Consider the following 21,060-nt stretch of genomic DNA (forward strand, 5'->3'; position numbering starts at 1 on the left):
CTATTTTAAATGAAATTTACCGAGGTAATGCTGAAAAGCTCATTTTGAGCAGTAATTCCAGAATAAATAAACTGTCCACTAAATAGTCGGGATAGCTCCCAAAACCTGACAACATTTCTGAAAAATTATTTCATTCAATTGTAAAAGGGGGGATTATCTAGATGAAATAATTTTTAATCTGGACTCCGCTGGCTTCGACTCCGCTCAGCCGCCAGTAAACGGTAAAAAGATGATAAAGGGTAGGCCGTTGGGCTTCCTTATTGAGGTTTTTTTTATTTACTTATTATATTCACCCCAACTAGGCGTTGTTTGCAACTACGCCTCCCTATCCCGATTCAGTAAAGACCATTTTACATTAGCAGAAAAAGATTCCAATTAGAATACTTCAACTCCACTGATTTCGGCAAGCTCAGCCACCAGAATTAGTCCCATACTACCACTTTCCTAACTTCCAAAACCTCAATAGCTATAGACCTTTGTTCATAGCTATTGAGGTTTGTTTTTTCCTTATTATATTCAAGCAAATATTCTAATTATGGCCTTTTTCTTAAAATATCTTTGCGTTTGCATAAGCTTCCTTTCTATGTCTGTATTAAAAGTGCAGGCTCAGGGTTCTGGTGAAAACCATCCCATTATAACTGCCGCTGATCAGACCGAAAAATACCTCCCCTATTTGAAAGGCAAAAAAGTAGCAATCATGGCAAATCCCACCAGCATTATCGGTGAAAAACACCTGGTTGACAGCTTGCAATCGCTGGGGGTGGATATTGTTAAAGTTTTTGGTCCCGAGCATGGTTTCCGTGGCAATGTGGGTGCAGGAGTACATGTGAAGGATGAAATTGACAGTGAAACAGGTATTCCCATTGTTTCGCTGTATGGCGCCAAAAGAAAACCATCCAAAGAGGATTTGGCGAATGTGGACCTTCTGATTTATGATTTGCAAGATGTTGGTTGCCGCTTCTATACCAATATCAATGCTTTGGTGCGCCTCATGGAAGCATGCCATGAAAACAATCTGGAGTTGCTCATTCTGGATAGACCAAATCCCAATGGCTATTTGATTGATGGGCCTGTCTTGGATATGAAATACAAATCAGGTATAGGTATGTTTCCTATACCGATGTCTCATGGACTAACGGTAGCTGAGTTTGCTTTGATGGCCAATGGTGAAGGTTGGCTAAAAGACAAGGTTCAGTGCCAATTGAAAATCATACCTGTTGCCAATTACACCCATGACATGCCCTATACCCTGCCCGTCTCACCTTCTCCAAACCTAAACACCCAACAATCGATTCTTTTGTACCCTTCCACCTGCATGTTTGAGGGCACTTATATCAACCATGGCCGAGGTACTTACTCACCCTTCACTGTTTTTGGCAGTCCTGCCTATAAAGGCATTTACACATTCTCTTTTACCCCAAAAAGCATAAAGGGAATGTCCCAAAGCCCGCTATTTATGGATCAGATTTGCTATGGTCTTGACCTTCGTGATTACGACACTGATTTACTAAGAAAAACGGGACAAATCAATTTAAAATGGATCATGGAGCTTTATAAAAACAGCCCCGAGAAAGAGAAGTTTTTTGACGGAAGTCTAAGCAAGCAAATGAACAATATAGAAATTCAGGTAGGTTCTGGACTGTTCCGGCAGCAAATTATCGATGGGGTACCTGAAAGCGAAATAAGGGCAAGCTGGGAACCAGGGTTGTCGAACTATAAATTGATGCGAAAAAAATACACGCTTTATCCTTAGAGAGAAATTATAAGAAATATCAATTGCGGAATTTCTCAAGATGGCACTGAAATTGAAGGTGGGATAGTATTGGTTATTCAGCTGGTAAAAGGCCAGCATTTTTAGGATTAACTTATACTTGGTAAAAACGTTAGGATTATGAAATTTGATTGGTTGAAAACATTGGTTTTTAGTGCTGCTGTAATAATTGCAGGCTTTTTCATTGGCAACATGCACAAAATTGGCAAGCAATATGACCGAACAGTTCAAGTAAAAGGATTGTCTGAACGGGAAGTAGATGCTGATTTGGCCGTATGGCCCATTAACATTTCCCTAACGGCTAATGACCTGAATGTACTAAGCGGAGACATTGAAAGGCAAAACAAGGAGGTTTACAATTTCTTTATTTCCCAGGGCTTTACTGAAGATGAATTGACCAAAGGAAGTACCAATATTAGCGATGTAAGAGCGGATCGCTACAATTCGAATGCGCAGTACAGTGAATTTCGTTATTTGGCCAAGTCAGAATTCACGGTGAGAACCGATGATCTTGGCAAACTTCAAAAAGCCCTTTCCGAATCACTGGCACTCATGTCGAAAGGAATCTTACTGGAATCCAAAAATACATGGAGACCCATAGAATATATTTTCACAGGTTTAAATGACCTTAAACCTTCAATGATTGAAGAAGCCACAAAAAATGCCCGGGAAGTGGCAGAGAAATTCGCCAGGGACTCTGATTCTGACGTCGGAGAAATAAGAACTGCGAGACAAGGCTTGTTTACAATCAATGACAGGGATGAAAACACACCCCAAATTAAAACGGTTAGGGTGGTCACCACCATTGACTTTCAATTGGAAGACTAAGCCTCCCCTATTTTCTCTAGTATCTTATACGTAATCAAATAGGCTGGCCTGACACCATCCATTCCCAATGCTCCGGAAGCTAAAGTGCTACCAGTTTCCAAGGGGTTGTCCGATGCGTAGTAAGCATACATTACCTTTACATTCTTCCTTATGCTATTTCTGATTTTACTTGCAGACTGAATGGCTTTTTGATAATGCGCACCTTCCATTTCGAGCCCTGCAGCTTTCCATGATGACTCCATGAAATAACCCAGCACTTCTTTGTTTTGTAGAGAAGTACCTAAAACAGTGATCATTGGCCCGTCATACACACCAAGGCCATAGCCTTCAAAATCTTTTGAATTCAATTCATTTTTAAAGGGGTAATTGTCTGCGGTTCCTTCAAAAACGTGGGCATTAGGTATCATAATGTCTCCTTTCTTACCTTCCAAAATACCTGCTTTCCCCATAATAGACGTGCTGATAATATTCAAAGGGATTTTCTGTTGCCCAACTTCATAGGGTTTCAACAACTCATCAAAACACTCATAAGCTTGCTCACCAAATGCATAGTCCATCACTATCAACACTGGTTTTTTCTTTTTACCTTCTGGGAGTTTCACCCCTGGGATAAGGTGATCAGAAACCATCTTATCCGTATCTATAATTTGAACGCCTATATTGGTTCCTGAGGAATCTGGAATCTGAATCAATCCATGCTTTAAAGCATACGCCAATACCTCTTTTCCTTTGTTACCTTTCCCACTCACACTGATTTTTAAAGCCATTTCCTCAATGGTTTCATAATCATCCAAGCCAAGTGCCTGGTATCCGTAAATGGTATTGATGACACTGTGAAGATTGGCACTTATAATATGAATTGGCCGTTCCAACAAATCTTGCTCGTCCAAAACCGTTTTGATTGTATTGGCCCAGGATTCCCCGTAAACGTGGTGTCCAACCCTTTCTCTTAATGTTGCCGAGAAAGAAATCTCACGGTCTCGCTCTTCCAGCATCTCTTCCATAGACAGCCTTCCCATTTGATAAATGATGGCAAAAAGACTATTGCTATTGTGAGAATTTTCAAACTTCTGAACCGCATTTTTGGTCTCCTCAAAGGTTCTTCCTGTCAGGTGACTAAGGTAGGAACAGGCAGCTTCTCTATTGAATTCTTCACCTTTCATTTCCTTCTCAACGACCTCTTTCAATTTTCTCCAATTGAGATTGATCCTACCCTTAGGGTCGGTGCTGTTTTTTCGGATTTTCTCAGACTCTATGTATAGAAAAGTCAGGTGGGTAAGGATGTCATATATATCACTTTTGCCACGTGTCATTTCCACATACATCTGCTCCTCATCTACCCGGTAACAATTCCGTTTTCTTTTGGAAGGGATTAAAGGAGGAAAGCCAGAGTCTTCGTAGCCTTCCCTACTGATCAGCCGAATGTACCTGCATTCTTCAATCCCCTGAGGAAGCCGTTCCATAACATAAAGAAGCCCTTCCAATTCAAGTTTCTCTGAATCATTGACCAAACCGTAGATCTCAGGACTAAGGGTTAGCAAAGCTTCTACCAGGGATTCGCCAGAAACCCCGGTAGGTTTATAATTCCCCCGCATAAACAGGTGCCGCATGGTGATGTACAAACGTTCAATGGCTGCCCTGGATTCCTGTGCTTTAGTCCTTTTCATATTGTTGAGGTTTAGCCCAAAATAGGCAATAGAGCTTCTATTAATTGAAGTAATCCCAACCTGAGGAAATTCAGGACAGGCACTACGAACCCTATTGCATTGTCTGGCTTTAAAAATTAGGTGAATTTACAAAATTTTATTCTGCTTAGAGAAAATTAAAATCGATTTAACATAAATACAATTTATACATTGACGGAAATCATCCTGTTAGAGTTTTACAAGGCACATCTGATACCTAATTAAAACACACTTAATATTATTAAATCTTCGCCAATCAATTTACTTGAAGCAATTGCCCTTCTCTAATAATCTGATTCCATTATCGCCAAAGGTCAATTAATACAATTTGATTTTATTAGGGCCTCCAACAGTCATAATATCTATGACCTTCCCTTCATTCTCTAAAGTGATACAGCCGTTTTCGTACAACCAAGCTACTGCCTCATTTTCATCCTCGAGAAAACTTTCCCAGTCATTGGGATAAATCCATTTCACAACATCAATGGGACTAAAAGCAATTTCTTTTTTCTTTTTGCCATTTCCATTGTAGCCAATACAAGGATGCCTTTGTCTAGATAATTCATATTAAAAAAGTTTCAATTGTCCATCACCTTTAAATTGACTGAAGTCAAAAGCAGTCATTTTTGAGCCTTTAGGGAGGTATTTTTTAATAGATAGCTGCACCATACCTGAAATCGTTTTCGCCAAAACACCCTCACCCTTAAGTCTTCTGCCCCAATCCGTATCATTGGATTGTCCTCCATGTAGTGCTTCTATTTGATGCATCACTTTGTCCTTTCTATCTGGAAAATGTTCCTCTAGCCATTTTAAAAACAGTTCTTTTACCTGACCATTTAACCTTACAACGGTGTATCCCACCTGCTTTGCACCCGCTTCAGCGGCTAATTTGATAATTTGTGGAATTGCGTCAGTATTAATCCCTGGAATGATTGGAGCAACCATAATGCCAGTAGGTATCCCCTCTTTAGAAAATTTGCGAATTAATTCAATTTTCTTTTGTGCTACCGCCGTTCTAGGCTCTAGTAACAACTTTAGTTTATTGTCCAGGTGATTGATAGAAAAATAGACATGAACCAGCTTTTTTTCTGCTAGCTTTTTTAAAAGGTCAAAATCTCGCTCTATGAGACTATTTTTGGTGATAATACTAACAGGGTGCCCATATTCAAGACATGTTCCCAGTATCTTTTGGGTGAGTTTATACTTGCTTTCAGCAGGTTGGTAGCAATCTGTATTTCCTGAAAGCATGATGGCTTGGGGCCGATAATTCTTTTTTTCGAATTGTTTTTTCAGCTGTGCTACGACATCTGTTTTTACCAGAATCTTGGTTTCAAAACCTAAACCTGCATCATACCCCCAATATTGATGGGAATTTCTAGCGTAACAGTAGATACAACCATGTTCACATCCCTGATAGGGATTGACAGAATAGTTCAGTGGCAAATCAGGACTATCATTGACAGTAAGTGCTGATTTTGTGCTGACATTAATGAATTGGGTACGCGGATTTTCTTCATACTCAGGAAGATCAATTCCTTCAATATGCTCTTGTACTAGCTTGGTTTTTTCATACGAATTACCCGGCTGACACCCCGTACCTCTTCCCTTAAAATCCGCCCCTTTCATAAGGAGCAAGATATAACATTAGCAGCAAAAAACCTTATCAGGTATTACATACCATGATGAAAGCAGGAGGAAAATTTTTAAGGGTAAAAGCGGTTTTGATTGTACTGAAATGGGTAGCAAACTGAAAGCGCAACAAGTAGGAATAGCAAATCTGGATGAAAAAACCAGTTGGTTTAAGCATCAGGCTACTTTTCTCGTAAATGGCAGTTCTGGACTCTTTCGCAATAAGACTGAATGGAAGAGAGGAAAGAAATAAATCTACTGGGTTTCCTTCCAAGTGCTTGTCCATGTTTTCTGCAGAGTCACAAATGATAACAACGTTGTCAGAACCATATTTCTTTCTAAGATTGTCGCAAAAATGCTCACTAATCTCAAATACATAAAGCACTGCATCTTTATCCATTCGCTCGATAATTCCTTTGGTAATGCTTCCATCTCCACCCCCAAGCTCAACGATGACTTTTGCACCTTTAAACTCGGCAAAAGAAAGCATTTTATTTACCAGAGACTTTGAACTAAATGTTACCGCGCCAGTAGTTTTGATATTGACAAACAACTCTTTAAAGAGTGAACTTTTATTCATTAGTTAGTTGAATTAAACGAGGGTTAAGCTTTAAAACCTTCTGCAATTGAATTTTATAAATGTTTAAATACCATCACAAATTTCAAAGTTACTAAAATCAACTTCATAAAATTCATTTTATTTCAAAAAAAAGAGAAATTCATTTTGGAGAAACAAAGTTAACAAGGTGAGATGAATTCTCAGGACAAATAATAACATTTAATACATATCTATTCTAAAATTGAGTATTAAACCCTATTTTTAGCTTTTAGTTTAGCACAAAACATCAAAAATGAAGTCGAAAAAACAACTCATTTTAACCTATTGTTCAGTCTATCTTATTTGTTTGCTTTTAACTTTAGGCCAAGCCCATGCACAAAGCGACAATAACGGGGACAGAAGGATAACGTCAAGTTATTATATTTCGAATGCTACGGTCATTCCAGAACCAGGTATAATACACAGCAATTATGATATTATTTTTAAGAATGGTACGATTAGTGAAATCGGCAAAAACCTAACAATTCCTAAAGATGCCAAAGAAATCAAGGGGGAATCCTTATTTGTTTACCCTGGATTTATTGACTTGGGCAACAAGTCAGGAGTTGAGATTCCTGTTTTACCAGAAAGGCCAGAAGATTTTGACACTTCAAACCCAATTCCTGAATTGGCTGGAATCCATCCCCACTTTTCTGCAGCCAAGCATTATCAATTCAATGAAAAAATTGAAGAGGATTGGCGCGGACTTGGTTTTACCATTGTACAAAAAATCCCTGAAGGGAAAGGAATGCTACCAGGTTTAACGACACTAGTTGTCATGGGACATGAAGGCAATAATAACCTACTCACCGAAAACCCATCGCAATTTTTTCAATTCAATACGGTCCGTGGGGTTTATCCCCATACCAAGTTAGCCGTGATGGCCAAGTGGCGAGACCTATTCCAGAACACGGTCCTTTACCGGGAACATATGGCGATCTATGCCAAAAACAAAGGCATCGGGCGAGTAGAATTTGATCCTGTATTGAATGCATTAATTCCTGTAACCCAAAATCAAACGCCTCTCCTGATAGCTCCCAAAAGTGAACTCGATACACGAAGAGCACTAAAAATGTTGGAAGAAAACAACTTCAAGCTTGTTTTGCTTGGTATAAATGAAGGAGCTGAATTGATACCTATCCTGCATTCAAAGAAGGTCGGAGTTGTACTTAATTTGGCACTACCAGAGGATAAATTTTCTGATTCCCTCGATAATGATGAGCAAGGAACAGATTATGATGCAAGAATTGAAAGGGCCCGTAAGGCATTTCTTGAACCTTTAAGTTTAGCTTCAAAATACGAAAAAGCCGGAATCCCTTTTGCTTTTACCAGTATGGATTTAGAGAAAAAGGATTTTTATAGCAATCTAAGACTGATGATAGACAATGGGCTTTCAAAGGATGCAGCATTAGCCGCCTTGACCATGAACCCGGCAAAAATTCTGGGAATAGAAAACATAAGTGGCAGTATTGCTCCTGGAAAAATGGCCAACCTAATTCTGATGACGGACAGTCTATTTTCTAAAGATGGAAAAGTGTCCATGGTTGTTAGTGACGGCTACCTTTTCGATTATCCTGACAATATCAGCTCTGGAAAACTTGGTAGTCAGGTTTGGAATTATGCAACTGAAACACCCGTGGGCCAATCAAAAGGAACTTGGGAATTTGTTAAGAAAGACGACAAATGGGAAGGTACTGTGTCCTATGACAGTCCAAAAGGAACCGGAGTCAAAAAGGCTAAAATGGAAAATTTAGAACTTACAGATGAATCCCTTTCATTTTCCTTTATAGTTGAAACCAACGATGACGTTTTGGATGTAACTGTTGATGGAGTTATTAAAAAGAATAATAAGTTTGAAGGCAGCATGAATATTAAAGGGTATACCCAATTCACTGTTCAGGCAACAAAAGACGAAAAACCAAATAAAGACCATGAATAAGAAAAGACTGTTACTGGCTGGCTTATTAATTTGGTTGAGCGCACAAGTTTACGCCCAGGAAAATCATTCAGGTGATTTATTAATTAAAAATGCTCAGGTAATCACTATAACCAACGGGACGCTGGAGAACACAGATGTGCTGGTTAAGAAAGGCATAATTACTGAAATAGGCACCAATCTAAAGGCATCTAAAAATGTAAAAATAGTGGATGCTTCAGGCCAATACTTAATGCCTGGCATCATTGACGCCCATTCTCACCTTGCGCTTGAAATCATCAATGAGGCAAGCAGTCCAGTCACTTCAGAAGTTCAGATGAGTGATGTGATTGACCCTTTTGACATTTCTATTTACAGAGCATTAGCAGGAGGCACAACCATTACTCATGCCATGCATGGATCTGCCAATGTAATCGGTGGACAAAATGTGACCTTAAAACTCCGCTATGGAACCAAGGATCCCAATAGGTTGATAATGGAAGAAGCGCCAAGAACGATTAAATTTGCGCTGGGCGAGAACCCAACACGAGTACATGGTATAGGGAAAAACCTACAGCCTCGATCCAGAATGGGTGTTGAAGCAGTCATCAGAAATGGATTTGAAGAAGCTTTACAATACAAGGCCGTCTGGGAAAAATGGAACTTAGAAAAGCAGAAAAAGGAAATCAATACCGCCCCACCTAAGTTCAATTCAAGATTGCAAACACTAGTAGATATTTTGGATGGAGAAATCATTGTTCACTGCCATTCTTATCGAGCAGACGAAATCTACATGCTGATAGAAGTTTGCAAGGAATATGGAGTAGATAAGATCGTATTTTCACATGTCAATGAAGGATTTAAAGTAGCCCCTGAATTGGCAAAATACACCATGGGAGCTTCCGTTTTTTCTGATTGGTGGGCCTATAAATTTGAGGTTTATTACTCAACTGCTTACAATGCGGCAATTTTGACGAAGAACGGTGTAGTGACATCGATCAATTCAGACTCCGATGAACTCGTTCGGCACCTTTACCATGAAGCAGCCAAAACGCAGCGGTATGGAGGCCTTACGGATGATGAAGCTTTGGCATTGATAACCATTAATCCCGCCAAACAATTGGGTATAGGGGATTACGTTGGTTCAATTGAAGTAGGGAAACAAGCTGATCTGGTTTTATTTGACAAGCATCCACTTTCTATTTATGCTATTCCACAAATGACCTGGGTAGATGGCATTATGTATTTTGATAGAAAATCTGATCAAGATGACCAAAGGATAAAAATTAATATTAAAAGATCTCCAGACCCTTTTCGCCTAAGCACCGGTGCACACGATTGCATGCAGGACGTTGAAATGTTGTTTACAGATAACTACCACCATTAACAATTGAAAATGAAAAGGCAGCTCAATTTCCTTTGTAACAATAGAATTCAAATGAAAAAGTTAAAAATATTATTATGGTGTTGCTGTTTCTTACTTAGTCAAGGCCTTATGGCCCAGATTGAAGGAGAAGTGATAAAACCATACAAAGCCAACTTCTTACTCACCAATGCCAAAATCTATACTGTCACCAATGGGATTCTAGAAGACCATGATTTGCTGATTGAAGAGGGTTTGATCAAGGCAATAGGGAAAGATATACCACATCAAAACCACAGCGTAATCGACTGCTCCGGGAAATCGCTTTATCCAGGATTTATAGACAGTGGAACGAGCTTGGGAATAGTAGAAATAAACTCATTGACAGAGACCCAGGATTATATGGAGCTGGGTAAATTCACCCCACAAATGCAAGCCTTGACCGTTGTGAACCCAAATGGTGTAGCCATACCTGTCACTAGAGTTAGTGGCGTCACCACAGTGTTAACCCAACCCAGAGGTGGTTACTTCCCAGGAACAGCTGCACTTATTAATTTGAATGGCTATACACCAGCACAGATGTTTGGAGGTTTTAAGGGATTGATCATGAATTTCCCTTCTGCTACAAGATCGGGAAGCAATGACAATAGGTCTTTAGAGGATTTAGAAAAAGCAGCGACAAAGACCTTGGAGGAAATCAATGCGCTTTGGGAAAAAGCCGCTACCTACCTTGCGATTAAATCCAAGGGAGGAGATATGGATTACTACCCAGAAATGGAGCAACTTTCCAGGGTTTTAAACAAAGAATTGCCATTGCTAATAGAAGTAAATGCTGCCAAAGACATTGTTTCAGCTTTGGAATGGATCAAAGAAAAGGATGTCAAAGTAGTGCTTACCGGAGTGGCTGAAGGGTGGAAAGTCGCGGATAAAATTGCAGCAGCTGATGTTCCAGTAATTACCGGCCCCATTTTGGCTTTACCGACCAGAGATTCGGACAATTATGATGCTCCCTATAACAACCCAGCATTGCTTCAAAAAGCTGGGGTAAAAGTAGCTTTGCGAACAATGGAAGCAGAAAACGTAAGAAACCTACCATTTAACGCAGGTTTTGCGGCGGCCTACGGAATGGGTACTACAGAGGCTTTAAAAGCCATTACTATAAATCCTGCAGAGATTTTCGGGGTAAGCGACAAAATTGGTTCTTTAGAAGAAGGTAAGAAAGCTACACTCTTTATTGCTGATGGGGATCCATTTGAGCCTAAAACTCAAATCCAGCAGGTATTTATCAATGGCTACAGAATCCCTATGACGAATAGACATATAAGGCTTTACCAGGAATTCCTGGACAGAGAAATGCAACCTTAATTTATAAGCTCCCAAAATAGCCTTGTTACCCTTTCTCTTTTAGTGAAAATCTAAAGACAAATCCATGAAAAACTCCTGTTATCTATATTTATTGCTTCTGGGAGCCTTATTCTCTTGCCAAACAGAAAACAACTCCGAGAAAATTGAAGCCATCATCTCTGAGATCAAGGAAATCCATGCTCCAGACAAAAGGGTGGCCCTTTTTGACATACAATGGAAAGAGGATCAACTAAGCGGTGAAACAAATTTACCTGCCGCATATGATGAATTATTGCAGCGATTAATTTCAAGCAATATTTCATTTACAGATTCCATACAACTTCTTCCAAATCCAGCATTGGGCACCAAAACGCTGGCTTTAGTAACCAATTCCGTTGCCAATATTAGAAGTGCCCCCAAACACTCAGCCGAACTTGCAACCCAGGCTTTAATGGGTACGCCTTTGAATGTATTGAAAGCAGAAGGAAATTGGTACCTGGTACAAACTCCAGACAAATACTTGTCCTGGGTAGATGCTGCAGCTATCGTCCTGGTAGATCAAAATACCATGGATGAATGGCTAACGAAGGAAAAAATTGTCGTCACTGAAATGATTAGCACCATCTATGAAAATGCCAAGTTCGACCAAATCGTAAGTGATATCACGGCTGGAAATGTGTTAGAATTGGTAGGCTATGAAAATGGGAATTATCAGGTCCAGCTTCCAGATCAGCGAACAGGAGTAATACAAGGAGACCATGCCATAACTTACGAAGTATGGAAAAACAGTCGGGAGACCAATGACTCCAACCTTATCCAAACGGCTAAAAAAATGATGGGTGCCCCTTATTTGTGGGGTGGCACTTCTCCAAAAGGAATCGATTGTAGCGGATTTACCAAGACTATCTATTTCCTTAACGGTATGGTAATCCCAAGGGATGCTTCTCAACAGATAAACGAAGGTGAACTCATTGACAATGACAAAAACTGGGACAATTTACAGGTTGGTGATTTATTGTTTTTCGGAGTGCCAGCCACTGAAACAAGCAAGGAGCGTGTGGTGCACGTAGGCATGTGGATTGGTGATGGAAAATTCATCCACTCAAGAGGAAGGGTTCGGATAAGTAGTTTTGATCCGGAAGATGAGCATTTTGATGCACCTGAACTGGCTCGCTACCTAAGAACTAAACGCATACGAAATCAACCAAGTGAACACATACTCACTGTAGACAAGATATTACAATAATAAATATAATTCATGAAAAGATTACTTTTACTTTATTTCACTGTTGGTTTAACTTTCAACCTTTTAGCCCAATCCCAAATGGATGGCTTTTCGGAAAATGACACAAAAAAGCAAACGGAATTAGAAGATTTATTTTTAAAGAAGGTGGACTTTGATAATTACAAAAACCACTTAAAAATAATTACCGCCAACCCCCATACCGCAGGATCTAAAGCCAATGAGGCCGTTAGGGACTACCTGATGGAAGTGATGGGGAAAGCCGAGCTAGAGACCACTTTGTATCCTTATGATGTATACATACCAAAAGACCCTGGAGATTCAGAAATAGCAATCGTTACGCCTAAGCGAAAACCATTGAATCAAATGGAAGATATAATTCCAGGAAACGCTTATTCTTCACATCCTGATCTTCCAAAAGGATGGAATGCCTACTCAGGATCTGGAGAGGTAACTGCAGAGGTTGTGTATGCCAACTACGGCACGAAGGAAGATTATGAAAAGTTAGCTGAACTTGGAATATCCATCAAAGGGAAAATTGTATTGGCAAGATACGGAAAGAATTTCCGAGGCTTTAAAGCTAAATATGCTGAGCAATATGGCGCTGCAGGATTATTGATTTTTACAGATCCAGGAGATTATGGCTATAGCAAAGGACTTGTTTATCCTGAAGGCAATAATTACAGTGAAAGTGCCATTCAAAGGGGCTCGGTACTTACAGAATCATTTACCGGCGATCCTTTAACGCCTTTTGAACCTGCTTTGCCCCTTGATGGAAAAACCAAAGTGGATCGTTTAGACCCAAGCGAAACAAGCTTACATACAATCCCAATTACTCCTATTGGCTATGGTGCTGCTAGTGAAATAATGTCTTTGATGAAAGGGAAACCCGTTCCTGGTGGATGGCAAGGAGGACTACCCTTTACTTATAGGCTTGAGGGCGGATCAGAGTTAACGGTAAGACTGAGCGTAACTCAACCCAAAGAGTTTGTTCGCGTCAACAATGTAGTAGGAACCGTTAAAGGTAGCCTGTACCCAGACGAATGGATAATATTAGGTTGTCACTATGATGCCTGGGCATATGGGGTGACTGACCCAGGAAGTGGGACAGCCATGTTATTGACCTTATCAGAAGCATTGGGTGAACTTGTTAAAGATGGATACAGCCCTAAGCGATCAATCATGATCGCACATTGGGATGCAGAAGAATATGGTGTTATTGGCTCAACAGAATGGGTAGAGCAAATGAAAAAAGAACTGGGGACAAATGCGGTAGCTTACTTGAATTTTGACGCAGGTGTTTCTGGTAGGAGTTTTGGAGGTGCAGCAGCCCCTAGTTTAAAAAAGTTAATGACTGACGCTGCTAAAAAAGTAATTTACCCAGATTCCTCCAAGACTGTTTTCGAAATGTGGTCTAAAGATGGTGAAAGCCTACCGATAGGCAATCTTGGTGGTGGATCTGACCATATCGGCTTTTATATGCATGCAGGAGTACCTTCTTTAAGCGGAGGCACTGGCGGTAAAACGCTTTACCATACCAATTATGATGATTTTTTCTTCTATGAGAAATTTATCGACCCTAGTTTAAAAATGGGTGGAGCTGTCGCTCAATGGGCAGGGATCATGTCATTGAAGTTGGCAAATGCTACCCTAATCCCCTATGACTTGCCTAGGTATGCAACAGATTTGACCATGCATTTTAAAACTTCAACTGATAAAATCAAAGCCTATTACCCAGCATTTACTGGCTTCCAAAAATCTATTTCCGCTATTGCTGCATTGGAGAAATCCACCAGTGCCTTAAGCAAAACGCTTCCTAAAGCCTTAAATGAAAACCGTTTAAACAAAAAAGAACTCAAGAAATTGAATGCTGATTTGATCCAACTTGAGAAGAGCTTTCTTCACAAGGAAGGAATGCCTTTCGGTCCATGGTACCTTTCCCTATATGCTTCTTCTGATCCTTACAGTGGTTATGCCTCCTGGATTTTACCAGCGATAGAATTTCAAATCGCAAATGCTAAGAAGGACCAATTAAACCACTGGGATGCGGTTTATGAAAAGGCCATTTTGAATCTTAATCAAAAGGTAATTGCCATCAGCCAAAAACTGGAAAGTAGGTAATTATAGCCGAATTCGAAGGCATTTGAAAAAATGTAAACTGAAGCCAACCCACTGAAAGGGTTGTTAAAAAATAACACCGGGCAAAACCCGGTGTTATTTTTTTAGTCTTTTATCGCTTTGCTGCAACAACTATTAGTAAAGCGTAAGAAGGAATTTCAAAATAGGGACACAATGTCCCTCCTACCTATTAAATTTATTTTCTTTAGGTGTATCGTATACGATCGTCCTGGTGCCTTTATACAGTTCAAATACTAAAAGCCTGCAATCGATAGTCCCATTGTAAAATGGAATCCTTCTTTTGGGCTTTAAGCCTATTTTCTTACCTAGATCAAGATTACCAGTAAATACCAAGCCCGTATAACCGGCGCAGCTCTTTTTCATAAAGTCACCAATCTCTCTATAAATAAGTTCAAGTTCCTCCTCCACTCCTAACCTTTCCCCATATTCAGGATTGAAAAAGATAGCTCCCTTATCTGTTTCAGGTATAGTAGCCTCTCTAAAATCACAAACTTCAAATTGGATAAAATCCTCCACACCTGCTGTTTTAGCATTTGCTCTACTAGCATTAATGGCCCGCTCACTTATATCTGAGGCAATAATTGGGAAATCAGGTTGAGGTTTAATTTTTTCCTCCAACTTCTTCTTTAAGTCATAATATACCCCTGCATCATATCCATTGATATACATGATGGCATAATCGTCTCTATATAACCCTGGATACCTGTCTGTAGCCTTTAAGACTGCTTCAATGGCCACTGTTCCTGCTCCACACATAGGATTTATAAATGGACTTTTTCCATCCCAACCGGAGGCAATTAAAGAGGCTGAAGCCAAAGATTCCATCATCGGAGCACTTCCAGGAATTTTCCTGTAGCCATGTTTGATCAGGGTATCACCTGAAGTATTGATATAGATGCTTGCTTGTTCTCCTTTCCAGAAGAACTGGAAAACGGCTTCATTAAGCTCAGAGCCTGAATCTGGCCTTATACCAAATTTATCTCTAAACCTATCTACGATGGCATCTTTAATTTTTACGTTAACAAATAAGGGATTGTCTACCGTCTCATGCTTTACATTACTGATGACAGAAAAATAACCATCTTCGGTTATATAATCTTCCCAAGGCAATGCTTTAATTATATCGTAAAGCCCTTGAATATGATCCAATGGGAAGGAATCAATCTCATAAAGCACATGACTGGCAGTTCTCAGGTGCATATTTAAAAAAATACAGTCATTTAATGTGCCTTTCAAGGCTACATGTGTTCGGAAAACACCATCGATTTTGAAATCCAATGCAACAAGCTCAGCTTCTAAAAAGGGCGCATTTCTGTCATAACAGGTAATGACTATTTTTCCTTCCTTATTGAAATCTATCATGGTACAAATATACCTGAAAAAATTGGCTTGAAACGAAAATACCCTAAGGCTTCGGTTGTAATTCTATTGGTTTTTTAAAACCTTAAGCGCTTCTTCGTAGGAAGCAGGGTCATTTATATTTTGAAACTCCTCCTTATCAGGAGCTTGTAAAAGCGCTACATCTGAATTAATCAAAACTTTTCGTGGACAACTATAGCCCTGGCTTAAATACCTGAATAAAACGGGATAAGCTCTGGGTTCCCATATGGTAACCAAAGGCTCCGGAAATTTACCTTCTGAATCCAAAAAGCAAGTCGCCAATTTTGAAGGATTTCTGTTGCTTATCAGAAAATCCAATGTTTTATGACTTAAAAAAGGCAAGTCACAAGCGACACTCAGCCAAGCCACATCTGGATTTTCCATAAAGGCAGAAATAAGCCCTCCCATAGGTCCCATTCCTATCAACTTATCCGTAATTGTCAATTGACTCGCATCAAAATTTAAATCCTGATCTGAATTACAAGAAAGGTATACGGCTTTGCAATATGTTGTCAACAACTCGCTTACATGGTCCTTTTGACTTTTTTCATGGTAAGTCAGGTCCGATTTGTCACGGTTCATTCTACTACTTTTCCCACCTATTAAAACCAAACCATTGAGCGGTGGACGACTTTCTTCCATAAATTCATTTACAAAAGAGAATATTTTATCCGTTTCACCAATTTTCAATACAGGCAACTCTTCCCAGTTCGGGATATGGGTTTTAATACAATCTGGAATAGTTGTTTGGCCTTCTTGTAAAAGCAATAACCTTACACGTGTAAGTTTGGCCAATTTTTTATCCATTGGCTTTTTAGGGTCAATTACCAGTACCTGGTCTTTCGCCTTGAAATGATTGGCATTGATCAGCACGAGCTCCTGATTGTTTAACCATTCCCTTTGCTCAAAAACGGATACCTGCTCTTGCCTTCTATCCAATCGCTTAAAAACGATCTTGTCTCTCAATTCTGCTACATCAGCGAATTGCATCAAGCTATCCTCGCTACCGCCTCCTGCCAGCAATTCATCTCCTTCTTTATGGTCGGCATCTACATAAGCCATCTTATAAGAGGCTGATAAGTGCTGAATAATCTGTTGGGCTAACTTTTGTATTGTACTACAGGAAGTACCCAGAAAGCCCAATTCTATCCTGCCATAATCGCCCAATGAAGGCTTGGCCAATGGAACATGTTTTTGATGCTTATCTTTTGAAATCACGTTTACCTCCTGTTTTTTCTTCTAATTTCATTTCCGTAATCACAATATCATGTGAAAATCCTTTGCACATGTCATAAATGGTCAATGCAGCTACAGATACTCCTGTCATGGCTTCCATTTCTACTCCAGTTCTACCTGTAACCCGAGTAGTACAGCTGATAAGAATTTCCTCCTCTCCTGCTGCTTCAATGGTTATCTTACAATCATCCATCCCTATAGGATGGCAAAGTGGTATAAGCTCGGAGGTCTTTTTGGCCCCCATGGTTCCTGCGATAATTGCCGTTTGGAAAACAGGCCCTTTCTTAGTCACCAATTCAGAAACCTCATTGAGTGACTGCATTATTTCCTTACCTAAGATCACCCTGCAGGATGCCTTGGCAAAGCGTTGGGTAATTTGCTTCTCTCCTACATCAACCATTGCAGGATTCCCTGTTTTATTGTCCAGATGGGTAAAGTCTTTTTTGTCATTGCAATGCATTAAATTATGAAGCTGTTCGTAAATCATTTACCACTCTACTTATATAATCAATCGCAAAGTCCACATCTTTATCGGTGGTAGACCTTCCGAGAGAAAGGCGTAAAGTGGCCATTGCGGTGGCCTTGTCCAGCCCCATGGCTGTTAATACATGAGATGGCTTGTCTGAAATACTGCTACATGCAGCTCCAGAACTTACCGCTAACTTTTTATTAATTCTTATTAGCAAAGGTTTTCCTAGTATGTCCTTAAACGAGACATTGCAAACATGTGGCAATCGTTCGGAAGATCCGTTTCTCTGGCTTCCTGTTATTTTAAGCAAACCTATTTCCAATTTATTCCTCAGGTTAAAAAGCCTTTCGGATTCGGCCACTTGATGCTTTAGGCTTATTGAAGAAGCCTTACCCAAACCAACTATTCCAGGAACGTTTAAGGTCCCACTCCTTAGGCCCATCTCTTGTCCTCCGCCAGTAATTTGAGCGACCAAATCGATTTTTGGAAATCCTTTTCTTATATATAAAGCAGCTACTCCCTTGGGTCCATACATTTTATGCGCCGAAAGTGCCAACATATCCACTCCTGAATCTTTAACATTTAAAGGGATTTTCCCAACAGCCTGAACTGCATCTGTAACAAAGAAAGCATCGTGAGCCTTGGCCATTTCAGCCATCTCCTTGATAGGATGCAAATTTCCTGTCTCATTATTGGCTGTCATTCCTACCAACATAAGTGTATTCGTCTTAAAGCTGGCTTTTAATTGGTCTAAGGAGATTTCTCCCTGGGCATTTACAGGAAGAAAGGTACAGTCAAAACCTTGATGGACTAAATCCTCTATGGTGTCAAGAACTGCCTTGTGTTCGGTAGCTATGGTAATCAGGTGTGTTTTTTTCCTTTATGGGCCATTGCAAGCCCCTTTATTGCCAGGTTAATGGCTTCGGTAGCACTGCTGGTAAATAGTATTTCTTTAGCTTCCGCACCGATCAATTCCGCTACTTCCTCCCTTGCTGCTTCAACTGCATTCTCAGCAATCCACCCATAAGGATGGTGAATGCTAGACGCATTGCCATATGCTGAGGTAAAGTAGGGCAATATTGCCTCTACTACCTCAGGATGGCATGGAGTTGTTGCATTGTGATCAAAATAAATCGGTAATTCCATCTCATGCGTATTCAGGTAATCAACTATTTGGCCATTCTTTCAGCCATCTGAATGGCTTGATAAGCATTCACTATACCTCCTGTTTGGCTAAGGTCTCCAAAACTTACTATTTCGTCTTGTCCTGGAAGATTAACCTGATCTTCTCCAACTTTATATACAGAGTTTTTCAAAATAGTTCTTACTTCCTCAGGCTCAAGCTCAGGATAATAGGCCAGCAATAAGGCCGCAACGCCAGAAACAGTAGGAGCAGCCATACTTGTGCCACTGTTGTTTTCGTATTTTGAACCAGGGACAGTAGAGTAAATGTCTACACCTGGCGCAAATAGGTCTACACCTTCTTTACTAAAATTAGAAAAAGAGGCAGCAAGGTTTTCGTCCTCTTTAGGGCCAGAGGCACCTACTTCTATCCATACATCTGAAGTACCTCTCTTTGCAAACCACCTGTTTGGATAATTATTTTTTGGTGTAACTTCTTTAGCGCTATTGCCAGCAGCATGGATTAAGAGTACTCCTTTTCTCTCTGCATATTTGACTGCTTTGTCTACGTATTTTTTCCCTGGAGAGTAAGATTTTCCAAAACTCATATTGATGATATTGGCACCATTATCCACTGCATACCTAATAGAGTTCGCGATGTCTTTGTCTCTCTCGTCTCCATTAGGCACTGCCCGTATTGCCATTATCAAAACATGGTCAGCTATCCCTTCTATTCCCAAATCATTCCCTCTATTGGCAGCAATGATTCCTGCCACATGCGTACCGTGAGACGGGTCTGGACCTGTTGGATCATTGTTACCATAATCGCTATCTTTGTAATCTTCCGGGTCATCTCCTACAATGTATCTAGGATCAAAATCAACGTTATAGGCAAATTTAGCTTGCACTTCAAAATGCTCAACCGCTTTTCCAAGTTCTGCTAGGATGGTATTGATACTAGCATCTTCAAGTCTAATCATCCCAAACATTTGCTTCAACATATCAACAGCTGCAGTAATTTCTTCCTCATCAGAATTGAATCCTGCTAATTCCGCTTCACTAAAATCCGACACATCAAATTCCTTCTTCACTATGTCTGCCATATTCGAAAAACCTTCCATCATGTTATTGTACATGTTGTAGTTGGATTCAGCCTCTTTTTTAGTCTCCTCAAAGTTTTCATTGATTCTTTCCCAATAGGCAAACTCCTCTTTATTTTTACGCTTGACATCTTCTTTGTCAATGTCTCCGTATTTGGCTTTCATTCGGATGTATTCTCTGGTCAATTCGTGAGAATCATTGTCTACCTGAGAACCGTCTTTTCCCCCAATAAAATTCCAGCCATGGACATCGTCTATATACCCATTTTTATCATCATCTATTCCATTTCCAGCAATCTCATCTTCATTGATCCATATTTTTCCCTGAAGATCCTCATGGGTAATATCAATCCCTGAATCAATTACAGCAACCACAATCATGGCTTTTGGAGCTTTCCCTTGAAGTAATTTCTCATAGGCTTTTTCTGCACCCGTACCCATTATGCCATCATCTATAGGATCAAGCAAAAACCAATTTTCAGGCGTTTCTAGACTATCTTTAAGATATATAGTCGCTGAAAATGCGGAAACAGAACCATACCCACTGAGGACAACCCCCAGTAAAAAAGCATAAAAATAAGTTTTGAAATTTCTTTGCATAAAATTTGAAGTATAAATATGATTTATTAAATTTTTTATTGCTGTTATTCGTGTTTTCTTGAATAGAAAGGTACCAAAGATTAAGTTTGAAACAAATCTCAAAAACTTCTACGGTAAGATTATCCTTTTTGTGGTATAATTTTAAGACAGGTCATAAATGCCGTAAACATAATTAATAAAAGGCATCTTAAAAACCTTAAATGCTGCTTCCCTTTCAAAGACACGGTTGACTGGAACCATTTTGAGGCAACATATTTTCCAACACCTTGTCAAGAACTGTTCCATTCTCATGAAAGCAGCCTATCTGTGGACAACGGAATAACATTATGGGCGGGCATGGTTACCAGTTTGACTTTACCTATTCCATTCAATTTTTAATTATGTAACTTACTGACTCCTTGACTCATTTACTTTTTAAAGAAAAAATTACGGTCATCTATTGGAATATTTAACAATGTAGGTTTATTTTGTACAATCCTTTTACTTTTTAGAAGTAGCTAGGATTTATATAGAAGAGGCAAGAGACAGGCTCGTTGACCCTCTGGCAACCTGGAAAATCCAAGGTGCCAATTCCTGCCAGATGAAAAAGTTTACATCTGGGAATATAAATTCAAAAACTATATGATTTTATTTTACAG

At 39.7% G+C, this 21,060-nt stretch carries 17 protein-coding genes and 1 riboswitch; of the genes, 7 read left to right on the top strand and 10 right to left on the bottom strand.

Annotation, left to right across the window (positions count from 1 at the left end):
• Nucleotides 1–583 precede the first annotated feature (583 nt).
• On the top strand, nt 584–1,753 hold the full coding sequence (locus ADICYQ_RS01055; RefSeq protein ID WP_020891030.1) for an exo-beta-N-acetylmuramidase NamZ family protein: 1,170 nt from the start codon (nt 584–586) through the stop codon (nt 1,751–1,753).
• Between the two features lie 138 nt (nt 1,754–1,891).
• A complete protein-coding gene (locus tag ADICYQ_RS01060; protein ID WP_020891031.1) occupies nt 1,892–2,599 on the top strand; it encodes an SIMPL domain-containing protein in 708 nt (235 codons plus the stop codon).
• On the opposite strand, the gene ADICYQ_RS01065 is transcribed toward ADICYQ_RS01060, so the two are convergent.
• The 4 genes from ADICYQ_RS01065 to ADICYQ_RS01075 form a co-directional block, all read right to left on the bottom strand.
• On the bottom strand, nt 2,596–4,266 hold the full coding sequence (locus ADICYQ_RS01065; protein WP_020891032.1) for a DUF6909 family protein: 1,671 nt from the start codon (nt 4,264–4,266) through the stop codon (nt 2,596–2,598). The genes ADICYQ_RS01060 and ADICYQ_RS01065 overlap by 4 nt on opposite strands.
• 336 nt (nt 4,267–4,602) lie before the next feature.
• Complete coding sequence (locus ADICYQ_RS26975) at nt 4,603–4,821, bottom strand: DUF3253 domain-containing protein (protein WP_152520442.1); 219 nt, start codon at nt 4,819–4,821, stop codon at nt 4,603–4,605.
• 30 nt (nt 4,822–4,851) lie between these two features.
• Nucleotides 4,852–5,910 (bottom strand): PA0069 family radical SAM protein, encoded by a 1,059-nt coding sequence (locus ADICYQ_RS01070; RefSeq protein ID WP_020891034.1) that lies wholly within the window; start codon nt 5,908–5,910, stop codon nt 4,852–4,854.
• A gap of 37 nt (nt 5,911–5,947) precedes the next feature.
• Entirely contained in the window at nt 5,948–6,493 is a 546-nt protein-coding gene (locus ADICYQ_RS01075) for a class I SAM-dependent methyltransferase (protein WP_020891035.1), read from the bottom strand.
• Nucleotides 6,494–6,764: 271 nt separating this feature from the next.
• Here ADICYQ_RS01075 and ADICYQ_RS01080 point away from each other — a divergent pair, with 271 nt between their 5' ends.
• From ADICYQ_RS01080 to ADICYQ_RS01100, 5 genes are all read left to right on the top strand, one after another.
• The gene (locus ADICYQ_RS01080; protein WP_081652265.1) at nt 6,765–8,450 is read left to right on the top strand and encodes an amidohydrolase family protein; all 1,686 of its coding nucleotides are present in this window, start codon (nt 6,765–6,767) and stop codon (nt 8,448–8,450) included.
• Complete coding sequence (locus ADICYQ_RS01085; RefSeq protein WP_040413761.1) at nt 8,443–9,813, top strand: amidohydrolase family protein; 1,371 nt, start codon at nt 8,443–8,445, stop codon at nt 9,811–9,813. The genes ADICYQ_RS01080 and ADICYQ_RS01085 overlap by 8 nt, the downstream gene beginning before the upstream one ends.
• A gap of 108 nt (nt 9,814–9,921) precedes the next feature.
• Complete coding sequence (locus tag ADICYQ_RS01090; protein WP_020891038.1) at nt 9,922–11,154, top strand: amidohydrolase family protein; 1,233 nt, start codon at nt 9,922–9,924, stop codon at nt 11,152–11,154.
• A 64-nt stretch (nt 11,155–11,218) separates the two neighbouring features.
• The gene (locus tag ADICYQ_RS01095) at nt 11,219–12,379 is read left to right on the top strand and encodes a C40 family peptidase (protein WP_020891039.1); all 1,161 of its coding nucleotides are present in this window, start codon (nt 11,219–11,221) and stop codon (nt 12,377–12,379) included.
• A 12-nt stretch (nt 12,380–12,391) separates the two neighbouring features.
• Entirely contained in the window at nt 12,392–14,497 is a 2,106-nt protein-coding gene (locus ADICYQ_RS01100) for a M28 family peptidase (protein WP_020891040.1), read from the top strand.
• A 180-nt stretch (nt 14,498–14,677) separates the two neighbouring features.
• Here ADICYQ_RS01100 and ADICYQ_RS01105 read toward each other — a convergent pair whose 3' ends face one another.
• The 6 genes from ADICYQ_RS01105 to ADICYQ_RS01125 all read right to left on the bottom strand — a co-directional run bounded on the left by ADICYQ_RS01105 (nt 14,678) and on the right by ADICYQ_RS01125 (nt 20,422).
• Nucleotides 14,678–15,877, bottom strand: coding sequence for a THUMP domain-containing class I SAM-dependent RNA methyltransferase (locus ADICYQ_RS01105; protein ID WP_020891041.1), 1,200 nt, complete (start codon nt 15,875–15,877; stop codon nt 14,678–14,680).
• Between the two features lie 63 nt (nt 15,878–15,940).
• Entirely contained in the window at nt 15,941–17,113 is a 1,173-nt protein-coding gene (locus ADICYQ_RS25620; RefSeq protein WP_051160080.1) for an NTP transferase domain-containing protein, read from the bottom strand.
• Nucleotides 17,097–17,618 (bottom strand): cyclic pyranopterin monophosphate synthase MoaC, encoded by a 522-nt coding sequence (gene moaC / locus ADICYQ_RS01115; RefSeq protein WP_020891043.1) that lies wholly within the window; start codon nt 17,616–17,618, stop codon nt 17,097–17,099. The genes ADICYQ_RS25620 and moaC overlap by 17 nt, the downstream gene beginning before the upstream one ends.
• Nucleotides 17,596–18,465, bottom strand: a complete 870-nt coding sequence (locus ADICYQ_RS01120; protein ID WP_316929250.1) for a cysteine desulfurase family protein — start codon at nt 18,463–18,465, stop codon at nt 17,596–17,598. The genes moaC and ADICYQ_RS01120 overlap by 23 nt, the downstream gene beginning before the upstream one ends.
• Nucleotides 18,462–18,746, bottom strand: a complete 285-nt coding sequence (locus tag ADICYQ_RS29475) for an aminotransferase class V-fold PLP-dependent enzyme (RefSeq protein ID WP_020891045.1) — start codon at nt 18,744–18,746, stop codon at nt 18,462–18,464. Before ADICYQ_RS29475 ends, ADICYQ_RS01120 begins: the two co-directional genes overlap by 4 nt.
• Before the next feature lie 23 nt (nt 18,747–18,769).
• Nucleotides 18,770–20,422: a S8 family peptidase gene (locus ADICYQ_RS01125; protein ID WP_020891046.1), complete on the bottom strand. Its 1,653-nt coding sequence runs from the start codon at nt 20,420–20,422 to the stop codon at nt 18,770–18,772.
• 501 nt (nt 20,423–20,923) lie between these two features.
• Nucleotides 20,924–21,033, top strand: a riboswitch (SAM riboswitch).
• Nucleotides 21,034–21,060 lie beyond the last annotated feature (27 nt).

The sequence above is a fragment of the Cyclobacterium qasimii M12-11B genome (genome assembly GCF_000427295.1).
GTDB lineage: Bacteria > Bacteroidota > Bacteroidia > Cytophagales > Cyclobacteriaceae > Cyclobacterium > Cyclobacterium qasimii.